The organism is Oscillospiraceae bacterium, assembly GCA_035380125.1.
Taxonomy (GTDB): Bacteria; Bacillota; Clostridia; order Oscillospirales; family JAKOTC01; genus DAOPZJ01.
On sequence record DAOSWV010000007.1, the window covers coordinates 1 to 22,651 of the forward strand.

Here is a 22,651-nt window from a genome sequence, read left to right on the forward strand (position 1 = left end):
TCCGTAATCCTTTTTCCTTTATCCTTTTTGTAACACATCATTGACAAACCTACAACTACAATTTTTCCGCAAAAGCAAGCCATTTTCCGTTTTTTAATGCCCCCCGCAGTTTCGTTTGACGTTTGTGGGATCCAGTTCAAATCCGGTCTTGGTCTGTAAAAATCCTGCGGCCAAAGCGGCCGCTTTAACCTCGTCCGAATCAATTGAAATACGCATTTTTTGCACCCCGGCGGTGGCAAAAAATGCAGCGGCGGCCTTGATCAGACCGTCACCGATCTCTTTTTGTTGAAATTCCAACTGCGTCACTTCGGGAATATCTCCCGCATTGACGGCGATTCGTCCGATTACGCCGTCCGCATCCTCTGCAATCCAGCAAAATTGTCCGTTATTTAAATCGTTGCGCTTGATACAAATCATTGCTTGTGTACACCTTTTATCTGTTTTTCAGCGTCGCAACCTCCTGCGGGGTCAATTCGCGATATTTCCCAACCGGAAGCCCGCCCAATTTCACCCCGCCTTCGGCGATTCTCTTCAACCGCAGAACCGAGAGCCCCAACACCTCACAGATGCGGCGGATATGGCGGTTTTTGCCCTCGGTGAGTGCAATTTCCAGCACAGTACGGTTCTCTTTTTCCTCGATCAGCTGAATCCGTTTGACGTTCAGGAGTTCACCCTCACTGTCCACGCCCTCTAAAAAAGCCAGTTCGGTCTCGGGCGTGATCTTGCCTTCCACGGTCACGCGGTAGGTTTTGCCGACTTCATAAGACGGGTGCGAAATCTTCTGTGCAAACGCACCGTCGTTTGTTAAAAGCAAAAGCCCTTCGGAATCACGGTCAAGCCGTCCGACCGGATAAAGGCGCGTATTGAGATCGGCCACCAGATCGGTGACGCACTTACGTCCCAACTCGTCCTTCGCGGTGGTGACATAGCCACGCGGTTTGTTTAGCATTATGTAAATTTTTCGGTCGACGGTCGGGCCGATGCGCTCCCCGTCGACGGTTAAAAGATCCCGCGAGGTCGCTTTTTCACCCAGCGAGACCGGTCTTCCGTTGCGCTTCACCCTGCCCTGCTCAATCAGCTTTTCGGCAGCGCGACGGGAGCAGATTCCCCACTCCGACATCAATTTTTGTATGCGTTCTCCTGCATCAGGCATATATTTTTACCATCCTTCATCTGAAAAATTATTTTCAAACTTTAATCCTTTCTGCCGAATAGGCGTTCGAAAAATCCCGGTGTTTTCGCCTGAGGGTCAATGCAGTCGCTGAGTGCGATCAAAGAAATTTTGGCGACCACACGGTCGTTGTAGATATATTCGATATTCCCGAGCGTATCCCCGGCGCGGATCGGTGCATTTACAAACTCCGGCAGGTTGATTTTTGTGATTACGGCATTTCGGTCCCCCGCGATACAAGCCACACTCGCGCTTCCGGAGGGGATTACCGAAATATTCTGCGTTGTGCCCGCTACAGGGACATTATATTCGATTTGCTCCGGTGTAAACGATAATAACTCAACCGAAGAAAAGCCCAAATCCAGCAAAGCGGTATGGTCGGCCCAATCGTTAGGCGCGTTTAATGTGACGCAGATGATCGTGATGCCGTCCCGCTCTGCCGCCGAGACCAGACAACGACCCGATTTTTTGGTAAAACCGGTCTTAACGCCGATGGCGCCGTCGTAGCTGCGCAGCATGCGGTTGTTATTCATCAGCAGGCGGCGGTACGGCGGATTGCCATAGGTCGCCTCCGCTGATTTGGAGGAACAGATGGTTCTGAATTCTTCATTCTCCAACGCTTCGGCGGCCAATAAAGCCATATCGTAAGCCGTGGAATAATGATTTTTGGCATCCAGTCCGCTCGGCGTGGCAAATGATGTGTTTTTCATGCCGATCTCAACAGCAGTCCGATTCATCAGCTCGACAAATTTTGAAATCGACCCACAGATACGCACTGCGGCGGCATTGGCCGCGTCGTTGCCCGAGACGGTTAGCATACCCACGGCAAGCGCCCGTAAAGACGCTTGGTCGCCGACCCGCAATCCCATTGAAGAACCCTCGACGGTAATGGCCGCAGTGTCGACCGTGAAATAGTCATCCAGGTTTTGCTGTTGAAGGGTCAGCATTGCCGTCATGATTTTGGTCGTGCTGGCCATCGGCAGCAATTCGTCCGCGTTTTTGCTCCAGATGATCTTGCGGCTGTCGGCCTCAATGATTACGGCGGCTTCTGCGCTGATGTCGTTTTGCGAAACCGTCAAGACCTCTGAAACCGGTTTTAAAACATCGACAATTTCCCCGGCAACAGGACTTGTACCCGGATTAAAAATCAGTGAAAAGCAGATGGCCGCTGCTGCAAGAACGGCGGCAAGCGCGACGAGTTTTTTCCTCATGTGATTTCGGCACTCCTCTCAGGTCGGCATACGGACATACGGCGTTTAACCGCATCCATACAAAATTCAGGGATATCCCCTTGAATTTTATGCCGCCTGTCCGCCGTTATTCGCCGTCCGTTGTCATTTCGGATTTCTTGTCTTTATCTTTTTCTTTATCCTTTTTGAAAAGCGAGACAACTTTATCGAACATCTCCGGTACCAGAGCCGCGACTCTGTCCACCGGCTCGCCGGACGAACCGATCGGAATCAATCGGACGCCCTCGGAAGAGACCACTAAAAATGCGATCGGGTTGATTGTGACGCCGGCGCCTCCGCCGCCTCCGAAATTCGTTTTGGGCGCGGTTTTGCCGTCAAAATCGGAGCCGCCCGAAGCGAATCCGAACGAGACTTTTGACACCGGAATGATCATCGTGCCGTCCGGAGCTGTGACCGGTGTACCGACGATTGTGTTGACGTCCACCATCTGCTTGATGTTCTCCATCGTAGTCTGCATGATTGAAGACAGAGGATGCATTTCCATAGTGACCTTCCTTTCACCGTATATGTTTGAACGGGTTATGATTTTTTATTCCGCTTTTGCGGAGTTTTTTGCTTTTTCGGGGATTTTTTTCCGGTCAGCGCCGCTTCGAGGCCGAGATCGGGATTTGCGATATAGCGCAGGATCACGGGCCACAGAATCGTCAGTATCCAAAAGATTCGAATACGGATTTTCAAATCGGCTTCGACGCTTGTATTTTTGCCTTCGTAATCCCACAGCACCAAAAAATCGCTTTCATACCGTCCGAACAATTCGTTCAGTACGGTCTGTACCGCTGTGAGCCCGGCGCAAAAGGTCCCGTACAAAATCGCGGTTTTGGCCGCGTCACCCGCCGCCGCGACAATGTGAATTTTACAGGGTTTCAAACGGGCTTTTTTCAATGCTCTTCCGAGCAACCCCAAAATGGATTTGATCTGACCGGCGAGTTCCTGCAGGTCGGGCTTGGATTCTTCTTTTTCCTCGGTTTTTTCTTCTTTAGGCTCTTCCTTTTCTTTTTCCTTTTTGGGTTTCTTTCGGTCTTCGGGGAATAAAACAATATTCGCCCGCCAAAGACCCGCTTTGATCAGAAACGCATGATCGTAGGTGATGTCGATGCAGACGTCGGACAGCAATAACGCGGTGATGAGAACCGCGAGGCCGCCGAAAACGTACAGCGCCCACATAACAATTAAGTGTCCGCGCCGATGGGCAGCGGTTCTTGATCGGAATCCTCGGCGCTGTCGGCGGCATTCTGCCCTGCCTCGAGTTCAATCTCGGTCAGATCGGGCAGCTGTTCGAGGGTCTCGATGCCGAAACAACGCAGGAAATTGTCGGTTGTGCCGTATAAAAGCGGTCTGCCCGGCAGTTCGAGCCGCCCTTTTTCTTCAATCAGGCCCTTTATCACAAGATTGGAGATGATGCCGCTGCAGTCGACGCCGCGGGTCTGTTCGACATAAGCCTTGGTGACCGGCTGGCGGTAGGCGATGATGGCGAGCACCTCAAATGCTGCGGGTGACAACGGGATGTCACGGCGAATTTCCATGGATTTTCGGACGGTCTCGGCGGTCTCGGGTTTAGTGACCAGCTGATAGCGGTCTTCGACGTTCCAGAGTGCCAGTCCGCTTTCACGTGAAAGCCGATCTTCGAGCGCAAGCGTGACCTTTTTTAGGGTGAATTCGTCGATTTCAAGCGCCTGCGCCAACCGCTGGGCAGCCACCGGCTCACCCGCCGTGAACAAAATGGCCTCGAGTGCCTGCTCAAGTTGTTTCAGATCGACCTGTTCGGTTGTTCCCGCTTCAATCGGCATAGTCATAGCCTTCCATTCGTAGATTTGAGGATGTTTAATTTATTTGGTTATGACCAAATAAATTAAACTCCAGGTTTGAAAATTCATTTTTCAAACTCACTCCCCTTATTTTCTCTCAAAGTCAGCGATAGGTCGTTATCCATAATCACGCGTCCGGCCTTGACCAGTTCCAGCAACGCCATAAAAACGGCGATCATCTGGTCGCGCTTGGTACAGTCGGAAAAGAGTTTCTCGATCGACGCGTGCTTTCTGCGTTTTAACTGCTTGATGACGCTGTAAACGCCCCAGGCCACCGGCACAATCGGCTTTGCGACATATTCGGTGAAGTCGCTCTCCTTGGGCGGCAGACGGCGTTTTGCGCGGCCCAGTATCGTTAAAAAAGCCGCAGTGAGAATCGTGACCTCGTGGATTCGGGTATACTGCCTGTCCACCTCAATCTCGGACGGTTCGCGGGTAAAGGTGTCAAATGCCGCCGTTTCGCGCAGCTTTTCCGCCGCAATCCGGCAGACCTGATATTCCATCAGCTCCTGCGCGAGCTCCTGTTTGAGCTGGTCGCCTTCCTCACTCTTGGGCAGCAGCATGGCGGTTTTTATGTAGACCAGTCGCGCCGCCATCTCAAGAAAATCACTGGCGATCTCGATGTTGTCCTCGCGCAGCACGTCGAGGTATTGGGTATACTGCTCAAAAATATCGGCGATCGGGATGTCGAGAATGCTGACCTTGTTTTTGGCGATCAGAAAAAGCAAGAGATCCAATGGGCCTTCAAAGGTCTCGACTTTGACCGTGGGGTGCTGTACGCTCATAGAATCAGCGACACCCCTTCCATGATCAGGTTTTGCAGCCAGCTGGAGACAAAAACGACCGGCGTCGTCAGCACACCCGTCACCAGCAAGATGATGAAAACGATTGAAAATCCCTGTTGATATTTACGCACGAACATCTGCGCTTTTAACGGGAGCAGCGGATTGATGATGCCAAAGCCATCCAAAGGCGGAACCGGAATCAGGTTAAAAATCGCAAGGTTGATGCTGATCATGAAAACTACGATGACGAAGAGTTCAACCACCGAACCGAATCCGGCCGAAACATCGAAAAGCCGACCGATCAATCGGTATAAAAATGCAAAGATAATTGCTAAGAGCACATTGGAAAACGGACCGGCCAGCGCCACAAAACTGTTGGCGAATTTTCCGCCCTTTTTTAACAGTGATCCGTTGATGTAGACCGGTTTTGCCCAACCGAAACCGGTCAGCAGAATACAAACAGCACCAAACGGGTCGAGATGTTTAAGCGGGTTCAAGGTCAATCGGCCCTGTGTCAGCTGCGAGGTGTCACCAAGTTTATAGGCCGTGAAAGCATGCGCAAACTCATGCACCGGCATCACGATGATCAGCGCCAGTCCGATTAAAAAAATATTGATAATGATTTCGGGGAAACTTGCCCCCGTTCCAAGCATTTGCAGCATTTTTCTTATTTTCGCTCCATTATAAACTAAGCAGAATAATTCCTACGCATTGTACCTTTCTATTATATCGTAATTACCTTTTTCCGTCAAGGTGAAATGAAGATAAATCATCCCGGCCGGCAACATCTTTCACAGCAAAATCCGCTCCGCGTGTTTCACGCGGGGCGGATTGAAACAAGTAAATCAGCCGAACGGATAGACCTCATAATAAACTCGAATTTCTCTCAAGATTAAATTGTCATCGAAAAACAGTTTTACAAACGGCAAAGTCCCGTCCGGAATTAAAACGATTTCCGGACAACCCGGGCCTTCCGATTCGCCGAACGGATCGTTGAAGCCGGTAATATCCGACACATAGACCTTGCCGGACGGGCCGCTGAAAGCGTATTTGCCGTAAAAAAGAGCGCCGCTTCCAAGGTAATCCCGATCCTGCGGATACATGGACATCACCGATTGAAAAGTATCTCCGATCTTGATTCCGCGCGGACCTTCGATGCCCTCGCCGAAAATGACCGCCGACATCACGATACTGCCGTTTTCATATGTTTCATAGGTCTCTCCGCCGTCTTCGGAAATCTCTTTGAAAAACGCGAAATAGACGCCGTCATACAGATAGTAACGCATGAGCCCCTCAACGCCGCGATCATCATATATTGCAATCGGGTCACCCAGTTTCTTTTTAATGGAATTGAACGTGTCGCCGTCGCGGACTCCGGCGGCAACGGCATCCTCCGCGGTGAAGCGGGAGGCGTCGGCGTTGGAGGTGATCGTGGGCATTTTGGCCAGCAGTTCGTCATAGCTGATTAAATCATGACGCTCGATCGGCCTTGTCCAAGTGCTCCAATCGGGGTATTCGACGATTGGCTCGGTACCGTCCGAAGGCGTTCCAGGACCCTCTACCGCCTGCTCCGCATCCATCATCGAGTTGTAGTAAATTCTAATGCTGCTGACGGTCATATCGGCATCCATGTAAATAACCAATCCATAACTGTTTTCGAAACCGTAACTGCCGGCCGGATACCAGTGATAGGCGATCTTTCCGTTACCGTCATCAAAATCATTGTCCGTATACGCCGTTCCAACCGCCTTGGTGAGCGGAAATTCATCATGACTCCCAACCATGGATCCTCCGTAGAGATAGTATCCGAACGAATCTCCGTCGCCTCCGAGGGCGTCTTCTCCGAAATGCTCATCCCGCCCATAAGCCTGAATGACCTCGCTGAATGTGTCTCCGACCCTTAAAAAACTCAGCAGATGATAGGAATCGCTCAATGAAACAACGCTACCGAGTTGAAATGGTGCTGTCAATATTCCGTTGAACTGATAAAACGTCAATATTAAATCTTCACCATAATACCAATCATAATAATGCCCGTATATAAAGGTGTTTTCCTCAAGGTCGTCCGAGTCCACGATTTTTGTCGGCTCTCCCAACAAATATCGTACTTCATCCATGGTGAATCCGAGTTTTATATCGTCAAGCGCCAGATCATCGGGCATCACAATTCCGCCAATTGAGATATAATTGCGGCTTGCGTCGGAAATGCTGATTTCCGTCACGGTCCCGTTCTGATCAAAAGTGTATGACAGCACCGGATATTTATCCGAATCGGATGGATCCCAGCAATAGTTCACAACAGCTCCGTTTTCAGAAGAATATTCAAAAGCTGTTCCCAACCCGGTCTGATCTTCGTCCGCCAGATCCCGGTAGATATAGGTGACGGTGTCCGCTATTTCTTCGCTCGTCTGAGTGCCGGTCATGAGAAGTTCGGCGGTAAAATCGCTTGACTGCTCGCCCCGACTGCTGTCTTTGGCATAGGTGTTCAATACCCGATCATATCCCGATCCGATCCTCAGCCCGTTCTCGAGCGCATAAGCGTCGCTTTGAATCGTGATACTGGCCAGCGGTTGTATTTGAACCTCGGGCACGACCGGCATATAACGCGGAAAAGAAAGCGTCAGACCGTCATATTCCCAGATCACAGCGCCGTGCGTCCCGTCCATCGCTATGGCTTCGGTCGAGACCGGTTCTCCAAAAAGATTCTGCACTTCATCCATTGTCATGCCGAGCCGCAGTCCGGCAATGGTCATCTCAGCGGATGTGACCGGTTGTTTTTGCCCTGCGGTGCCGGGGGTGCAGCCGATGCAAAGCGTCATTAGCAACGACAGCATCATACATACAAAAATCTTGATCTTGTTGCTTTTTATCATATAACGGCCCTCTCTTGTTACTCTTATCCAAAATATCCTTCCCGTAAAATATATTATACTCAATAGCCTAATATTGTCAATCCCACAGAAACAAGAACACCCCGCGTGGAAACACGCGGGGTGGGTTTATTTAACTCGTTTTATTTAATCTAAATATATCGTCGGTATGTATGATATTACAATCATATTGATTTCCTGTCTCACGTCCGTATCAAAACGCAGAATATAACAGCCGTTCCAGCCAAAACTGCCCTTCGGACACCAATCGTAGTTGATCATATAGCAATTAGTTCCCGAATTAATTTGATATTGATTTATATAAGCGGTTCCGACCGCTTCGGTACGCACTTCGTCCGATTCATCCGGCCAAACCCCGCCGTAGAGATAATAAGCTGACTGTTCGTAATCATCCTTACGGATGTCCGGACTTTTAAAATCAGAAATTATCACTCCGTAACTCTCATCCCAAGAGTAGGCCTCTACAACCTCGATCAATTTTGAGCCCACTTTCAAGCCGTTTGGCAACGTGTATTTATCATTCCCAAGAGCTATTCCGCCAAGCTGATATTCGTCATCGTCGCCTTCTTCGAAACGATAAAAACTCAATATAAGCTCTTTATCATATCTCCATTGATAACAATCTCCGAAATGATAAGGTCTGATCGCTTCATAAGGTTCTGCCAAATCGTCCATATTATATTCACCTGTTCTGGTCGGCTCGCCCAAGATGGATTTGACCTCATTCATTGTCAAACCGATTTTGAGTTCACCGAGTTTCATATCCTCATTAGTGACAATTCCCCCTTCAGGTGGGGTGGTGCCGAAGGTGCAGCCGATGGTAAGTACCATTATCAATGCCATCACAACCGCAGCCCATGCCCGTGTCTTATGATTTTTGACAATCATCTTCACACGCTCCTTTATCCCGTTTTTGCCCGATACCATGGTGGTGGCCGCGCAGGTCAACCCTACGGGCGTTTTCTTGACTTCGATCATGCCGATGAGGGTTTTACCGTATGCAATGCGGTTTTCCTCGCCGAGTTTTTTCACGGCCGCCTCGTCGCAGGCCGATTCGCAGTCGGTTCTGGACATCGCCGCCGCCATCCAGACGAACGGGTCAAACCAATAGACCGCCAGCAAGGCGCACCGCACAAACGACCAGAGATTGTCGGCGTGTGTATAGTGGCAGAGTTCATGTGTCAATACCGTTTTTGTCGTGTTTTCATCGGCAAGCGCTTTTTCGTTGAGATAGACAGCAGGTTTGAGCAATCCGAACAAACACGGCGAATGCAGAAAATCCGCCTGATATACTTTTAATTTGCATTCGGTTTCAACCGGAACGCGGACTGTTAGAAGTTTGATATAAAATACGGTATTCCTGATAAAAAACCAAACCGCCGCCACTGCCGCGCCGCCGAACCAAATCCATTTGAGCAGCGTCTCAAGCGGGATGGTTTGACGTTTGACCGAAGCCGCTTCGAGCTCGGATGCGCCGACTTCCGCTTGTGCCTGTTCAAGAGGAATACTGTTACCTTCGGCATACTCTTCGAGCGTGTACGATTCATACGGCAGTACCGCAATCTGTGTGGTCTGTGCGACGCTATGAACCGCAGAAACGGTATCGGAATCAACTGCCGAAATCGGGCTTTCGAACAGTGAAAACGGCAACATCAGGCGCAATACGACCACGCCCCAAAGCGCATACCGAATCCTCCGGGAAAGTTTGTTTTTTAGTGCAAACCGCAATGCTGCGACGATAATGATCAATATCGAGGATGTAATCAACAGTTCTGTCATGTTCATGACCTCCCTTCCGCCGGATTTAAGTTACTTGCTTTCTTCCGCCCGTTTCAAGATTTCATAAAGTTCGTCGATTTCTTGTTTAGAGAGCGCTTTTTGATCGACCATCGCATTCACCATGCTCCCCAACTGTCCGTTATAAACCTTGGAGAGAAAATTCTCGGTCTCCGCCGCCGATGCCTCCTCCCGCTCGACCGTCGAAAAATACGTTTTTGCCCGTTCACCCTCTTCATGGCGTACCGCACCTTTTGCCTCGAGCCGCGCAAGCATCGTGATTACCGTATGCTTGCTCCAGCCGGTCTCGGGCTTGAGCGCCTCGGTCAGGCGCATAATGGTGTTGGGTCCATCCTGCCAGAGCCGATTCATCAGCTTCCATTCGCCGTCAGAAAGATTCATTCATAAGACCTCTTTTATCCTTTGTTTTGGTACACATCTGTCAACCTGATTACAGTATAGCAAACAGGTACACAGTTGTCTACCCATTTTTCGAAAAATCTTAAAATATTTTGCGAAACCGCTTGCATCTTGGCCATAACTGTGTTAAAATAGACGGGCTGTCGAGCCAAAGACAGTTTTATTTCGATGTTATTAACCATTCATCATGTACAAGAAAGGATGATCATATATGGCGAAATGTGATATCTGCGGAAAAGAAGTTGTTTTCGGAATCAAGGTCTCCCACTCGCACAGACGTTCCAACAGAACCTGGAAACCCAATGTGCGCCGTGTTAAGGCCATCGTTAACGGAACCCCGAAAAGAGTTCACGTCTGCACACGCTGCCTGCGTTCCAACAAAGTCGAACGCGCTGTCTGAGTTTTCATAATCTTGCCAGACGCGGGACGGATTGATTTCCGTCCCTTCTTTCGTTTTCGGGTTGCATTTCAATTTCCGTTGTTGTAAAATAAAGTTGTGTCTTTTTCGCAAATCGAACGAAAAGAGGTTGAATAAATGAATAGCAAACGAAATTATAAGGTCCGATATATTACCGATATCCGGCAGATGATGCGCTCCAGCGTGGAGATTTACGGCGACCATACCGCCTTTTTGGTTAAAGACGACGGTGTCTATAAACCCATCAGCTATAAACGTTTCCGGTCCGACGTCGAGGCCTTGGGAACCGCACTGTGGGATTTGGGATACAGCGGAAAACGCGTCGTAGTGATCGGCGAAAACTGTTATGAATGGGCGCTGACCTATATGGCCACGGTCTGCGGACTCGGCGTTATCGTTCCCGTGGACAAGGAGCTTCCCGCCGAGGAGATTGAAAACATCATCAATCTGTCACAGGCGGCACTGATTATTTACTCGGAAGCCGTCGCCCCGAAGATCGAACCCATCCGCGGCGTGGTGAAAATCCCGTTCTCTCAGCTTGAAGGTTTTATCGATAAAGGCGCGAAACTGATTGCCAACGGCGAGGAAAAATATTTGAACGCCCCGATCGATCCCGACATACTCTCGATTTTGTTGTTCACCTCAGGCACAACCGGCGTCTCAAAAGGCGTTATGCTCTCCCAGACCAATATCTGCTTTGACCTGATGCAGATGTGCATGATGTGCTATATCGACGACAAGGATATCTTTTTGTCCGTGCTGCCCCTGCACCACACCTATGAATGCACCTGCGGTTACCTTTGCCAAATCTACCGCGGCAGCACCATCGCTTATTGTGAAGGCCTTCGCTATATCACTAAGAACATGCAGGAGGCCAAGGTCACGGTTATGCTCTGCGTTCCCGTTCTGATTGAATCGATGCATAAAAAGATCTGGCAGGGCGCCGAAAAAAAGGGAAAGGCCCAGACCTTGAAAAAGGCAATTAAGCTGAACAATGCCCTCAAAAAAGCCGGTATCGATATGTCCAAGAAACTGTTCAAAGATATCCACAGCACCTTCGGCGGTCATCTGCGCCTTTTGATCTCCGGCGGCGCCGCAGTCGACCCGCAGATTATGGCGGGGCTGCACGATCTCGGCATCAATGCCATTCAGGGCTACGGTTTGACCGAATGCGCCCCGATTGCCGCGCTCAACCGCGACCATTTTTCCAAAGACGACTCCGCAGGTCTTGCACCGCCTGACGGCAAACTCGAAATTTTTAACCCCGGCCCCGACGGCACCGGTGAAATCCGGTATAAAGGTCCAAACGTCATGCTGGGCTATTATAATGCGCCGGAGCTGACCTCCGAAGTGATTTGCGACGGATGGTTTTATACCGGAGATCTCGGATATATCGACGACGACGGGTTTTTGCACATCACCGGCCGCAAAAAGAACGTCATCGTCACGGCCAACGGCAAAAACGTCTTCCCCGAGGAACTCGAGACCTATCTGGCACGCGATCCGTTTGTGTTGGAAAGCGTCATCGTGGGTATTATGAACGAGCGCAAACGCGATTATGACATTGTGGCCATCGTCGTACCCGACGAGGAAAAGTTCACAGAAGAATACGGTCCCGGCTACACCGACCAGCAGGTCAAAGCCAAACTCGAGGCGGCTGTGGAAGAGGTCAACAAGATCGTCCCCGCCTATAAACGCATGACCGTTACCATCGTGCGCAGAGAGGAATTCGTCAAGAACACCTCCCGCAAGATCAAGCGGTTCGGCATTATCGAATCGGTCATTGACGAATATAAGAAAATCGCATTTTAAATTGATACCCTGACATAAAACGATCCCGTGGCGAAACGCCACGGGATCGTTTTTTAATATATCGTTGTTTCTGCGGGCGGATGATATCCGCCCCCTACATTCTTGTTCTTCTATAATAATTTCTGCTTTTTCAACAGTTGATACAGCGGCGGGATGAGTGCGATTTGAAGCGCGATCAGAACGCCCGCTTTGATCAGACGGATGGGAAGAATTGCAATAAAACCCTGCCCGAAGAATTGAACCAGCCAGAACGTATCGAGGCACAGTGAAAATGCAATCGTGCAGATGACAGAGGCGACAACCACTTTCCAGAACTTATATCGGTAGCGATAAAGGAACAGACCGAGTACCACACCGAAAAGCGCGGATGAAATTGTGAATCCCGGAAAATACGCGCCGACCGGAAACAAGATTGCTCCTAAGAATTCCGCGATGCCCCAAGCCAATCCGGCCCACGGTCCGTAAAGAATCGCAAGCGCCGCAATCGGCAAAAACCCGAGATGGAACTGCACCGTCGGCAATTTGATCGACAAAAACCGATGCAGGACAACCTCCAGCGCGATCATCAACGCCATTGTTACGACCATTTTCAGAATCTCATGACCGGTCATTTTGGGCTTTTGGGCCTCCGGAAAACAATCATAAACCTCTTTGGCCGAATACAGCGAACCGAAACAGCAGATCGGCAAGCCGGTCTTTTTTTGTAACGCTTTTGCTTCAGCAATACCCTTTTTGATGCTGTTTGCAGAATGTACGTTTTTCACGTATTCGGAGATATTCTTGGCAAGTTCATCGGGGAGTAATGCGCGGGGATTCGGCGGCGCGACGGTAATTACATGAGCGGCCAACGGCGTAAATTCCGCGATCATCTCACGGTAATCCTTGTCGGCTAAAACCCCCATGACAAAGATAAATTTTTGATTCGGGAACATCTGTTTTAACGAAGACGTCAAGGCTTTTACCCCGTGGAGATTGTGTGCGCCGTCAAACAGGACGACCGGCTTTTTCGAGATAAAGGCCATGCGTCCCGGCCAAACCGCTTTATGCAAACCTTTTCGAATGGCCGAATCCGTGATTTCAAACCCCTTTTGGCGCAGTACCTCGACGTTTTTCAGCACAACCGCAACGTTTTTGCCCTGGTAATCACCGCAAAGCGAAAGGCGTAAATCTTTCAATTCGCCGTAATCGAATACCAACCCGTTGCGGTCACAGGATTTGACGGCAATTTTTTCATTTTCGGCGATATAAAGACGTGAATCCGTCTCCTTGCAGCGGGCTTCAATGACCTTTGCCGCCTCCGGCTCCTGCACATAACTGACCACGTCACTGCCCGGTTTGATAATACCGGCTTTTTCACCCGCGATCTGTTCAAGCGTGTCGCCGAGTTCTTTCATATGATCGAAGCCGATGGCGGTAATGACCACGCTGACGGGATTTTGAATCGCATTGGTGGCGTCAAGCCGCCCACCCAATCCGGTTTCGAGTACGACGATATCGCAGTTTTTCTCGGCAAAATACAAAAACGCCAACGCCGTGACGAATTCGAATTCGGTCGGCAGTTCACCGAAGCTGTTTTCAAGCTGTTTGGCTGCGATTTTCACGGATGAAACCAGCTTTTTTAGTTCATTGTCGGTGATGTTGACGCCGTTGACCGAAATGCGCTCGTTGAATTCGAACAACGCAGGAGAGGTATAACGTCCGGTTTTGTATCCTGCGGCGTGCAGAATTTGGGCGGTCATCTCGACCACCGAACCCTTGCCGTTGGTGCCCGCAACATGCACGCATTTGACTTTTTCCTGCGGGTCACCCAGCAGCTTTAATAACGCCGATACCCGTTCGAGTCCGAGAAAACTGCCCTGCCTGACCGCGCCCTGTATCAGTTTTTTGGAGCGTTCAAAGTCCATAAATAAAATTCCCCCTTATGATTCGGCAATTGCCGCATAAGGAGAAATACACGGGAAAATCAATGATCCTCGGTATGCAGCAGCGGGATGCGAAATCTGCACCGCAAGAAACCTTTTCGTCCGCCCGACAACTCCCCGTTCGGGCAGCACTTAACGCGCAAATTTCTACTCTGCCATTGAATTGTTGCACGAAATCTCCGTGCGGTCTGTATTATAGCATACCCCTGCCCCTTTTTCAAGCGCTCTTGCCCGTTTTGCATAAAAATACAAAACCGGCTGCGTAACTGATGTTGCGCCGCCGGTTTAATTCGTTTATTGAAACAAGTCTAAAAATTCTTCGAGGGTCAGATTGTTCTCCATGATATAACGCGCGTTGTCGGGACCGACAAACCGATAGTGCCACGGTTCGTAATCAATCATTGTGATGTCTTCTTTTCCATCGGGATAACGAAGAATAAATCCATATTTGGCACAATGGGAAATCAACCATTCAAACTCGTCGGTATTTTCGAATTTGGAGGTCAGCGATTTGTTGTCGTCGTACCAGTCCACGCTGACGATGTCCACCGCAAGGCCTGTGCAATGTTCGCTGGTCCCGGGCGGCGCCACCATCTTGGCGGCTTCAACTTCGGCGTCCTCTTGGGTTTCACCGGATTGAACATATTCGCTAACTTTTGCGTTGTAAAGCTCAACCTGGCGTTCCGGGCTTCGATATGAAGAAATTACGTTCAATTCAATCCCATCTGCCGCGGCATCTTGAATCATCGCCTGAAGATAAGACAACGCCCGCGCTTCAAAATTGCGTGTGGAACTGTATGCGGCGATTTCGGGTTTGTAGGTGTCCGGCAGGACATTGTTTTTATTGACTAAAATCAGAGCCCAGTCGAAATCCGGGTTTCGCGTAAAAGCAGGCAGAGAGGTCACAGATGTTTCCGGCTCGCTGCTTTCTGTATCAACAGTTTCCGATAATTCTTCCGTCAGGCTGCTTTCGAAGTCTTCGGAAGATGAAGAAGCGACACTTGGGGTCAATATTGTATTGAGGCCGACGGCGTATTCCTCCGATGCGATGTAAACCGAAGAAGTCGGAACATTAATCGCACATCCGGAACACAAGGTGAGCCCGATTAACAGGAGTAAAAAGCGTTTTTTCATATCGTTGATGCTGTATGCCTTTCGAAAATCATATTAAAAAATTGCGCTTAAGCGCCATTGATTATTATATCACTTTCGGGCTTTTTGTCAACGGCTCGCTATTTTGGTAATATAAGTCATTTTTTGGCTTACGATTCTTATTCTTTACGCTTTTTCCGCTTTGATTTTTCTGCCGAGAATCGTTTTAACCCGCACACCGTCTGCGTTCGGATAAGCGAAATCGGAATAGACGATGAAGGCCTCGTTTTCACTGAGCGCAACCATCTCACTGTAGGAGCAGGTATCGGTCTGATAACGGCCGGGGGGAATGATCTCGATTCGGTCGTCCCAGGCCAACCCCTGTTCGTCCGCACTCGCCCGTAAGAACAAACCCGGTCTTCCGTAGCTGGCCAATGTCACGCCGTTTTTTAATGCACAGAGGCACGGCCAGACGCCGTTGTTGTCAAAGACAGCCGGCTTGCTCCAGGTCTTTCCACCGTCAAAGCTCTTGGCAAAATAGGACGGGCCGATGCCGTTTCCGTCGGTAGTCCGCAGCAGGCAGAAGACCGAGCCGTCGGGCAGAAAACAGATATCGGGTTCGCCGAAACCGCCGCGGACACGATAATAATAATCCGCAATCGGATCGGGTTCAAACGGAATCCGGCTGAGAAAATTAAAGCTCTCACCGTCATCGTCCGAGACGCAAAACAGGGCGCTGTTTGCCGGGCGTTTTTCGCCGAGAAAAAACGGATAGCCGATGGCCCAAAGCCGGCCATTCGGCGCTTTCCGAATCCGCCAAAAAGCAGGTCTCGGGAGCACACCCTCGCTGGTATAAGCAGTCATTCCGGGGACTTCAATCCTTTTCCAAACGGTGTGTAAAGTCCCGTCTTTTTCCGTGATTTCGAACGGGAAAAGCCGAAACTCCTCCGGCATTTTTTCAATTTTATAGATATTTCTCTTCCACCCGTAATTTTCCCAAAAACCGTCCGGTTCTTCCGGGAGTTTTACGTCCGAAAGCTGAAAAGCAGATACAATTTTATAATTGAGATACCTGCCGTCCGAAAGGGGAACTCCTCCGCCGGGGTTGTCGCATTCCGTCCAGGTTATGCCGCTGTCTTCACTCATCGCATGTCCCTTGGGTTTTCCGTATGCGTGTGCGGAGTCCTTTCCGATGTGGTATTCGCAGTGCAGTTTTCCGCCCTCGAGCAGTTCAACCCTCGGAAACTGGCAGATTCCCCAGTTGTCCTGATCGGACGGCAGCGGCGGAGCCTGTGCGATGACCACAGGTTCTCCCAATTCAAGTTTCACACGGGACGGTGCTTTTTGATCTTGCATTTGACTGTCCTCCCCAAATTTTTTAACGTCTATCGGACACTATAACATAAAACGAACAATTTGGCAACGTAAATTCGGCTTTTTAAGCGCCAGAAATTTCGTCGGATCACAGATTTCACCCTATGCAAAACGAGGGTTTTGTGATATAATCTTTTTTGACAGAATTTATTCGGTTTTGTCGAATAAAACCCGGAGTTTAAGTATTGATGAAAACTTTTATTTTTGACCTTGACGGTACCCTAATCAATTCCCTTCCCGATATTCAGACGGCAGCCAACAAGGCATTTACAGCCGTGGGGCTTTCAACCCGATCTCTTGAAGAAATCCGCACAAACGTCGGCCACGGGCTGGATGATTTTATCCGAAATATCAACCTGCCGCATGTCGTCACCGAAGAGGAACTCTCGGTTATAAAAGACGTCTACGGCGAATATTATAAAAACCACCTGGCCGATCTCACGACCGTCTATGACGGCGTGATTGATCTGCTTCGGGCTTTGCGGCAAAAGGGCTGCCTGCTGATCATGGCCTCCAATAAGACCGATGTCTATGTCAAAATCATCGCAGACAAGCTTTTCCCCGGGTTGTTTGACGATATGATCGGACAGATGGACGGCGTGCCGCCCAAACCGCGTCCCGAACTCGGGCAATACATTTTGAACAAGCACGGACTTTCCGCCGCCGACTGCGTAATGGTGGGGGATTCCAAATTTGATACCGTCTTTGCAAAGAACTGCGGATTTTATTCCGTGGGTGTGCGCTGGGGATTCTCCGAACCGGGAGAATTGGAGAAAGCCGGTACCGATAAAATTGTAGAAAAGGCGGACGAGATCCTCTCGCTTGCTTAAATTTCCTGATTTTTGCGATTGTATCAATGCGCAGATTTTGGTATAATCAAACGGTAACGGATGCTTTTTGGAGAGTTGAAATGAAAAAAGTCGTTTCCTTTTTGATTTTACTCGTGTTTTTCATCGGCTGCACGCCGGCCGTACCGGCTTCGTCCTCGTTCAATTCCGCCGGTGAAAACGCGCCGATTTTGCCTGCCTCCCAAGCAATTACACCCGCTTCCGAAGTCTCGGTCGAATCTTCCGTTGTCCCGTCCTCTGAAGAGAGTTCCGCCGAACCGCAGTCCGAAGAAAAAAGTTCCGTGACCGAATCCTCAAAGGCGGTCTCAAGCGAACCGGAGCAAAGCGAGGAGACAAAATCGAGCGAAACCGTCTCCAGTAAGCCCGAGGCCTCTTCAGAGCCGGTTTCTTCTGCCGCGGCATCCACCGCTTCCAGCATTCCCGAAACGTCAAGTGAACAGACCGTTTTGCCCGTTACGGAATTGAGCGAATTGCGGGGCGTCTGGATCTCTTTTTACGAACTGTCCGACATCACCGATTACAACGAATATAAAACCCGAATCGACACCATGTTCGATACGGCAAAAGCGATCGGTTTCAATGCGGTTTTCTTCCATGTACACGCCTTCGGCGACGCAATGTATCCTTCGCAGATTTTCCCCTTCACGCACCGTATCGGGTATCAGACACCCAACGGCGATCCGATTCAAGGTGTAGACCCCGGTTACGATCCGCTGGCCTATGCCGTCAGCGCCGCACATCAGCGCGGACTTCAACTGCATGCCTGGTGGAACCCCTACCGCATCTGGACGCTCTCCGATGATATCGAGGCGTTATCGGTCGATAATCCGGCGTATATTTTTTGGAATGATGATGACACAGCAAACGATAATTATGTGCTTTCTACCGGAAAGGGACTTTATTATAATCCCGCCGAACAAGGCGTGCGCGATTTACTGACCGCAGGCATCGCAGAGATGCTGGACCATTACGCGGTCGACGGCGTACATTTTGACGATTACTTCTATCCCACGACCGACGCCGATTTTGACGAGGATTCTTACGACGCTTACAGACACGACGGCGGTCTGCTCTCTCTGGCCGACTGGCGCAGGGAAAACGTCGACAAACTGCTGCTGCAAGTACACGAGCTCTGCGCGTCGAAAGGCGTTCCGTTCGGGGTCAGTCCCGCCGGAAACATCGACCGCGTCTTTAATAACATGTATGCCGACATCATGCTCTGGGGCAGTTCCTACGGCTATGTGGATTACCTCTGCCCGCAGATTTATTGGGGCTTCGACCATGACACCATGCCGTTTCTGGGCGTGCTCAACGACTGGCTCGGTATTGTCACCAACCCCTCGGTAAAACTTTATATCGGGCTTCCGGCCTACAAATTGGGTGAAACAGACTCCGGCGCGGGTTCCGGAAAGTATGAATTTAAAACCGATACAGAAATTATCAAGCGAATGGTGCTTGCGACACGCGAGACCAATTGCGACGGATTTATCGTTTACAGCTACACTGCAATGGCTGACAGCGCAAACATAGAAGAGAGAGATGCGCTGCGCGAATTGTTGGAATGATACGTATACACACAGGGAGGTAAAAAATCATGCAGGACTACAGCGCCAGAAGGCGCAGCAGAAGCGGCGGAAAATCACTGCTTGAGAGAAAAGATAAGTCCAAGGCCTTTGAGAAAAAAGAGGTAAAAATCAAGGCTGCGGATCTTTTTGCTGTCTCGGATGATCCGATTGAAACCGTTGAAAAAAAGAAAGCGGACAAACCCGTCACCCCGCCCAAGACGCAGCTTCCGCCCGATGAAAAACCTTATAAAGCGCCGAAAGAGCCCAAGAAACCCGGCACTCATCTCGGCTTGAAAATCACCGCGCTGATATTGGCGGTATTGATTCTCGCAGGCGGTACGATGACCTATGTCAAGTGGTATGACATCCTCGATCTTGTGGACAGCTGGAAACAGGAAGAGGTGACCGTCTTACCGCTCTCCGAAACCGATCCGGATTATCTGGCTTCGCGCTTTACATACACACCGCTGAGCTACACCTCCCAATCGTCCGAAGCGACCTTTTATGACAAGACGCTGGCGTTGGAAGCACTGCCCGGCGTGGATTTTTATACCGAACCCGGCATGTCCTTTGAAGACGCAAAAAAAGAACTGGATGAGCTGCTGTCTTTTGCCTCTTCGATGCAGGCCACCGAACTGATCGTACCGCTGCAGTGCGATGAAGGCACTTTCGTCAATATCAGCGGTTTCGACGTATTGTTCAACGGTCAGCTTCCGGCCTATCTCGTCTCTGCCGGAAACGACGCGGGAATTAAAATTTCTTTCGAGTTTTCACCCTTTTCCTGGGTGAAAAGCGGCACGCCTGTTTTGCTCGATCCAACAAAACCGTCCGACCGCCTGGTGATTTCAAACGCTGCGGCTCAAATTGCCGCATTGGGCGCCGGAAACTTTGTGCTGACCGATTGTGAATACGACGAAAGTCAAGGCACTTATGCCGACTACGCCGCTTCAAACATCGGATGCGGATTCGAAGTCTACAAGCGTGACGCGCTTTCCGACTGTCTGTTTGAGATCGCCGAGACTCTGCGTGCCGGCGGTGAAGATATTATGGTCGGCGTCCGCGTCAGTCCCGTCTGGCAGCTCTCCGACAGCTGTTCCGAAGGCATTGACGTCGAATGCGATTTCGAGAGTTTTTCGGACGGTTATGCGGACACAAAAGCCTGGCTTGCTAACGGGATCTTCAACTTCTTTCAAATCGAAAACTTCGGTTCCCTGACCGACAAAGAACAGCCGTTTGACGATGTTTTTGCCTGGTGGACCGAAGCGGCCGGAACCGAGATTCCGCTGATGGTCGTCCACGACGGCCAAAAGATTGCAACCGATGCGACCGGGTGGTCACTCTATGATCAAATCCCCAAACAGATTCTTGAGGCGCAGCAATATGAGTCCTACGGGGGAAGCGTGATCAGCGGGATTGCACGGCTTCAGAAATATTCCGAGATCCCCGCCGTGATCTCCCAATCGTTCAGCGGTGAGGTAGACGGCGACGATATTTTGAGAAAACTGACCATCACCGCTCCCAATAAGAAATCCACCACGACTTATGAATCCCAAATCACATTGTCCGGCAGCTCCGATCCGAACTTCAGCGTCACACTGAACGGGGAGGTACTCGATCGGACTTCGAAGGGTTATTTCTCACTCAACCTCGATCTTGAGGTAGGAACGAATAAATATGTGCTCGAACACAAAGGCACCAAAGTGACCTATACCGTCGAGCGTAAAATTCTGGTCGTCAAGACGGTCGATCCCACTAAGTCCATCACCATCTATGCCGGTACGCCGATCGTGTTCAGCGCAACGGCTTTAAAAGGCAGCACCGTTTACGCCGAAGTCGACGGCACTCGCGTGGAAATGCACGAGGATGCGATCTTGCTGGACGAATCCAGCGAGGCCCTCGGCGATTATATCAACTTTACCGGCAGCTATACCGTGCCCGAAAATTCAAAATCCCGCACGATCAGCGACATCAAGATCACCGGCGAATGGGACGGCTATACCACCACCAAGGACTGTGCCGACGTCAAGGTCAAAGAGATTGACAAAAACACTGTCCGGGTGGCCGAGGTTGTCTCCGAAGACGGCGCGGAGGTCTTCCGCTACGGCACCGTCGACGATAAATCCGTACCGACCGCCTATCCGCTGCCCGCAGGAACGCGTGACTTCATTATCGGCGAGGTCACCTTGCCCTTTACCGAAGACGGCGTCAGCCACGTCTACGTCTACTATCTGCTGCAGTCCGGCAAGCGCATCTACAAGAGCAAAGACGGCGTCGCCTCCACCGACGTGATCGTTCAGGCGGGTTCAACGGTTCCGTTCACCACAATCAGCAATATCGGCTTTGCGGTCAACGATGACTACACCATGATGTATCTGGATATGAGCAGCAAGGTACCGTTCACGGTCGAACTGCTCCCGCAGAGCTATGTCGACGCCACCAGCACCGTGCCTGATTTCACCATCGGCGACTTCACCGCCGACAAAGTCAAGATCACTTTCAATTACGTCACTGACGCTTCCGCTCTGCCCGATTTCTCCGGAAGCGCCCTGTTCTCATCGGTCAGCGGCTGGGAGCATGACGGCAGCAATTACAGCATCACTCTGACGATGGCAAGGTCGTTTTATGGTATGTACAGCGAATATGAGGGAGACACGTTGGTGTTCTCGTTCAATAATCCGCCAGTGATCTCCACTGCATCCAACAGCTATGGCTACTCGCTGCAGGGGATCACTGTACTCCTCGATGCCGGACACGGCGGTTCATCTCCTGGTGCGGTCGGCGCAAATCCGAATTATCCCGAAAAGCGCATCAATCTCGAACTGGCCAACAAGGTCGCGGATATCCTCGAAAGCTTGGGCGCCAACGTCATTATGATGCGTACCAGCGACGTCTATATCTCGATTGAAAACCGTGCGATTCTGTGCGGTCAATATAAACCCGATATCTTTATCAGCCTCCACCACAACTGGGCGGCCTCGGTCAGCGCTTACGGTACCGACTCCTTCTACTTTATGCCGTTCTCGAAGGATTTGGCCAACGCAATTTATAATCAAATGATCGGATATTATGACAGCAATATGTATCCCAATGCCAATTCGAGCGCTTATAAGCGCGGCTGTAATTATTATCCGTTCTATGTCACTCGGTATTGGTACTGCCCCTCCACGCTGGTCGAATACGGATTTATGAGCAACTCAGCGGAACTGCAAAAGATTATTGATCCCAACACACAGGACGGCTTTGCCCGTGCCACGGTTAAGGGCATTATCGATTACTTCGCCACCTACGGAATTGTCGTTGAGGGCAGCGGATATGTTCCGGAACCCTCGCAGCCCGAGGTCTCCAGCGAACCGACGGTATTTTCGGAAGAGAGCTCCGTCGAAAGTTCAATTGAGAGTTCTGTTGAAAGTTCCGTTGAAAGCTCTGTTGAAAGTTCCGTTGAATCCTCTGCCGAAAGTTCGCAAAGCGTTTGGGAAATCTCTTCCGTAACTTCACAAGCCAATTGAATTTAATAAATGAGCC

General features: G+C 50.3%; 19 protein-coding genes and 1 riboswitch. Of the genes, 5 read left to right on the plus strand and 14 right to left on the minus strand.

Annotated elements, in window-relative coordinates:
- Window positions 1–93 precede the first annotated feature (93 nt).
- The 11 genes from PK629_03520 to PK629_03570 all read right to left on the minus strand — a co-directional run bounded on the left by PK629_03520 (window position 94) and on the right by PK629_03570 (window position 10,080).
- Window positions 94–417 carry a hypothetical protein gene (locus tag PK629_03520; GenBank protein HOP10541.1) on the minus strand — a complete coding sequence of 108 codons (324 nt, stop codon included), beginning with the start codon at window positions 415–417 and terminating at the stop codon, window positions 94–96.
- Between the two features lie 16 nt (window positions 418–433).
- A complete protein-coding gene (locus PK629_03525) occupies window positions 434–1,153 on the minus strand; it encodes a pseudouridine synthase (GenBank protein ID HOP10542.1) in 720 nt (239 codons plus the stop codon).
- Window positions 1,154–1,194: 41 nt separating this feature from the next.
- Window positions 1,195–2,382, minus strand: coding sequence for a D-alanyl-D-alanine carboxypeptidase family protein (locus tag PK629_03530; protein ID HOP10543.1), 1,188 nt, complete (start codon window positions 2,380–2,382; stop codon window positions 1,195–1,197).
- Between the two features lie 106 nt (window positions 2,383–2,488).
- Window positions 2,489–2,905: a GerW family sporulation protein gene (gene ytfJ / locus PK629_03535; protein ID HOP10544.1), complete on the minus strand. Its 417-nt coding sequence runs from the start codon at window positions 2,903–2,905 to the stop codon at window positions 2,489–2,491.
- A 35-nt stretch (window positions 2,906–2,940) separates the two neighbouring features.
- Window positions 2,941–3,585 carry a hypothetical protein gene (locus tag PK629_03540; GenBank protein ID HOP10545.1) on the minus strand — a complete coding sequence of 215 codons (645 nt, stop codon included), beginning with the start codon at window positions 3,583–3,585 and terminating at the stop codon, window positions 2,941–2,943.
- A gap of 5 nt (window positions 3,586–3,590) precedes the next feature.
- The gene (gene scpB, locus PK629_03545; GenBank protein HOP10546.1) at window positions 3,591–4,208 is read right to left on the minus strand and encodes an SMC-Scp complex subunit ScpB; all 618 of its coding nucleotides are present in this window, start codon (window positions 4,206–4,208) and stop codon (window positions 3,591–3,593) included.
- 83 nt (window positions 4,209–4,291) lie between these two features.
- Window positions 4,292–5,011: a segregation/condensation protein A gene (locus PK629_03550; protein HOP10547.1), complete on the minus strand. Its 720-nt coding sequence runs from the start codon at window positions 5,009–5,011 to the stop codon at window positions 4,292–4,294.
- Window positions 5,008–5,664, minus strand: coding sequence for a site-2 protease family protein (locus tag PK629_03555; GenBank protein ID HOP10548.1), 657 nt, complete (start codon window positions 5,662–5,664; stop codon window positions 5,008–5,010). Before PK629_03555 ends, PK629_03550 begins: the two co-directional genes overlap by 4 nt.
- 192 nt (window positions 5,665–5,856) lie before the next feature.
- On the minus strand, window positions 5,857–7,884 hold the full coding sequence (locus PK629_03560; protein HOP10549.1) for a hypothetical protein: 2,028 nt from the start codon (window positions 7,882–7,884) through the stop codon (window positions 5,857–5,859).
- 144 nt (window positions 7,885–8,028) lie between these two features.
- A complete protein-coding gene (locus PK629_03565; GenBank protein ID HOP10550.1) occupies window positions 8,029–9,687 on the minus strand; it encodes a M56 family metallopeptidase in 1,659 nt (552 codons plus the stop codon).
- 24 nt (window positions 9,688–9,711) lie between these two features.
- Entirely contained in the window at window positions 9,712–10,080 is a 369-nt protein-coding gene (locus tag PK629_03570) for a BlaI/MecI/CopY family transcriptional regulator (GenBank protein HOP10551.1), read from the minus strand.
- A gap of 229 nt (window positions 10,081–10,309) precedes the next feature.
- Here PK629_03570 and rpmB point away from each other — a divergent pair, with 229 nt between their 5' ends.
- Both rpmB and PK629_03580 read left to right on the plus strand, forming a co-directional pair.
- Window positions 10,310–10,498, plus strand: a complete 189-nt coding sequence (gene rpmB / locus PK629_03575; GenBank protein ID HOP10552.1) for a 50S ribosomal protein L28 — start codon at window positions 10,310–10,312, stop codon at window positions 10,496–10,498.
- Window positions 10,499–10,633: 135 nt separating this feature from the next.
- Complete coding sequence (locus PK629_03580) at window positions 10,634–12,328, plus strand: AMP-binding protein (GenBank protein HOP10553.1); 1,695 nt, start codon at window positions 10,634–10,636, stop codon at window positions 12,326–12,328.
- Window positions 12,329–12,438: 110 nt separating this feature from the next.
- Here the strand turns inward: PK629_03580 and PK629_03585 are convergent, their stop codons facing one another.
- The 3 genes from PK629_03585 to PK629_03595 all read right to left on the minus strand — a co-directional run bounded on the left by PK629_03585 (window position 12,439) and on the right by PK629_03595 (window position 16,698).
- A complete protein-coding gene (locus tag PK629_03585; protein ID HOP10554.1) occupies window positions 12,439–14,232 on the minus strand; it encodes a folate family ECF transporter S component in 1,794 nt (597 codons plus the stop codon).
- A 78-nt stretch (window positions 14,233–14,310) separates the two neighbouring features.
- Window positions 14,311–14,407, minus strand: a riboswitch (THF riboswitch).
- Between the two features lie 137 nt (window positions 14,408–14,544).
- Entirely contained in the window at window positions 14,545–15,384 is an 840-nt protein-coding gene (locus tag PK629_03590) for a M15 family metallopeptidase (GenBank protein ID HOP10555.1), read from the minus strand.
- Between the two features lie 144 nt (window positions 15,385–15,528).
- Entirely contained in the window at window positions 15,529–16,698 is a 1,170-nt protein-coding gene (locus PK629_03595) for a sialidase family protein (protein HOP10556.1), read from the minus strand.
- Between the two features lie 206 nt (window positions 16,699–16,904).
- Here PK629_03595 and PK629_03600 point away from each other — a divergent pair, with 206 nt between their 5' ends.
- The 3 genes from PK629_03600 to PK629_03610 all read left to right on the plus strand — a co-directional run bounded on the left by PK629_03600 (window position 16,905) and on the right by PK629_03610 (window position 22,635).
- Complete coding sequence (locus tag PK629_03600; protein HOP10557.1) at window positions 16,905–17,546, plus strand: HAD family hydrolase; 642 nt, start codon at window positions 16,905–16,907, stop codon at window positions 17,544–17,546.
- A gap of 80 nt (window positions 17,547–17,626) precedes the next feature.
- The gene (locus tag PK629_03605; protein ID HOP10558.1) at window positions 17,627–19,129 is read left to right on the plus strand and encodes a family 10 glycosylhydrolase; all 1,503 of its coding nucleotides are present in this window, start codon (window positions 17,627–17,629) and stop codon (window positions 19,127–19,129) included.
- Between the two features lie 29 nt (window positions 19,130–19,158).
- A complete protein-coding gene (locus PK629_03610) occupies window positions 19,159–22,635 on the plus strand; it encodes an N-acetylmuramoyl-L-alanine amidase (GenBank protein ID HOP10559.1) in 3,477 nt (1,158 codons plus the stop codon).
- The last annotated feature ends 16 nt before the right edge of the window (window positions 22,636–22,651 follow it).

Excerpts from the sequence above, each read along its gene's own strand:
- PK629_03600 (HOP10557.1), top strand. The coding sequence starts at position 16,905 with ATGAAAACTTTTATTTTTGACCTTGACGGTACCCTAATCAATTCCCTT.
- ytfJ (HOP10544.1), bottom strand. The coding sequence starts at position 2,905 with ATGGAAATGCATCCTCTGTCTTCAATCATGCAGACTACGATGGAGAAC.
- rpmB (HOP10552.1), top strand. The coding sequence starts at position 10,310 with ATGGCGAAATGTGATATCTGCGGAAAAGAAGTTGTTTTCGGAATCAAG.
- PK629_03580 (HOP10553.1), top strand. The coding sequence starts at position 10,634 with ATGAATAGCAAACGAAATTATAAGGTCCGATATATTACCGATATCCGG.
- scpB (HOP10546.1), bottom strand. The coding sequence starts at position 4,208 with ATGCCGATTGAAGCGGGAACAACCGAACAGGTCGATCTGAAACAACTT.
- PK629_03595 (HOP10556.1), bottom strand. The coding sequence starts at position 16,698 with ATGCAAGATCAAAAAGCACCGTCCCGTGTGAAACTTGAATTGGGAGAA.
- PK629_03590 (HOP10555.1), bottom strand. The coding sequence starts at position 15,384 with ATGAAAAAACGCTTTTTACTCCTGTTAATCGGGCTCACCTTGTGTTCC.
- PK629_03565 (HOP10550.1), bottom strand. The coding sequence starts at position 9,687 with ATGAACATGACAGAACTGTTGATTACATCCTCGATATTGATCATTATC.
- PK629_03610 (HOP10559.1), top strand. The coding sequence starts at position 19,159 with ATGCAGGACTACAGCGCCAGAAGGCGCAGCAGAAGCGGCGGAAAATCA.
- PK629_03530 (HOP10543.1), bottom strand. The coding sequence starts at position 2,382 with ATGAGGAAAAAACTCGTCGCGCTTGCCGCCGTTCTTGCAGCAGCGGCC.
- PK629_03525 (HOP10542.1), bottom strand. The coding sequence starts at position 1,153 with ATGCCTGATGCAGGAGAACGCATACAAAAATTGATGTCGGAGTGGGGA.
- PK629_03605 (HOP10558.1), top strand. The coding sequence starts at position 17,627 with ATGAAAAAAGTCGTTTCCTTTTTGATTTTACTCGTGTTTTTCATCGGC.
- PK629_03570 (HOP10551.1), bottom strand. The coding sequence starts at position 10,080 with ATGAATCTTTCTGACGGCGAATGGAAGCTGATGAATCGGCTCTGGCAG.
- PK629_03560 (HOP10549.1), bottom strand. The coding sequence starts at position 7,884 with ATGATAAAAAGCAACAAGATCAAGATTTTTGTATGTATGATGCTGTCG.
- PK629_03550 (HOP10547.1), bottom strand. The coding sequence starts at position 5,011 with ATGAGCGTACAGCACCCCACGGTCAAAGTCGAGACCTTTGAAGGCCCA.
- PK629_03585 (HOP10554.1), bottom strand. The coding sequence starts at position 14,232 with ATGGACTTTGAACGCTCCAAAAAACTGATACAGGGCGCGGTCAGGCAG.
- PK629_03540 (HOP10545.1), bottom strand. The coding sequence starts at position 3,585 with ATGTGGGCGCTGTACGTTTTCGGCGGCCTCGCGGTTCTCATCACCGCG.
- PK629_03555 (HOP10548.1), bottom strand. The coding sequence starts at position 5,664 with ATGCTTGGAACGGGGGCAAGTTTCCCCGAAATCATTATCAATATTTTT.
- PK629_03520 (HOP10541.1), bottom strand. The coding sequence starts at position 417 with ATGATTTGTATCAAGCGCAACGATTTAAATAACGGACAATTTTGCTGG.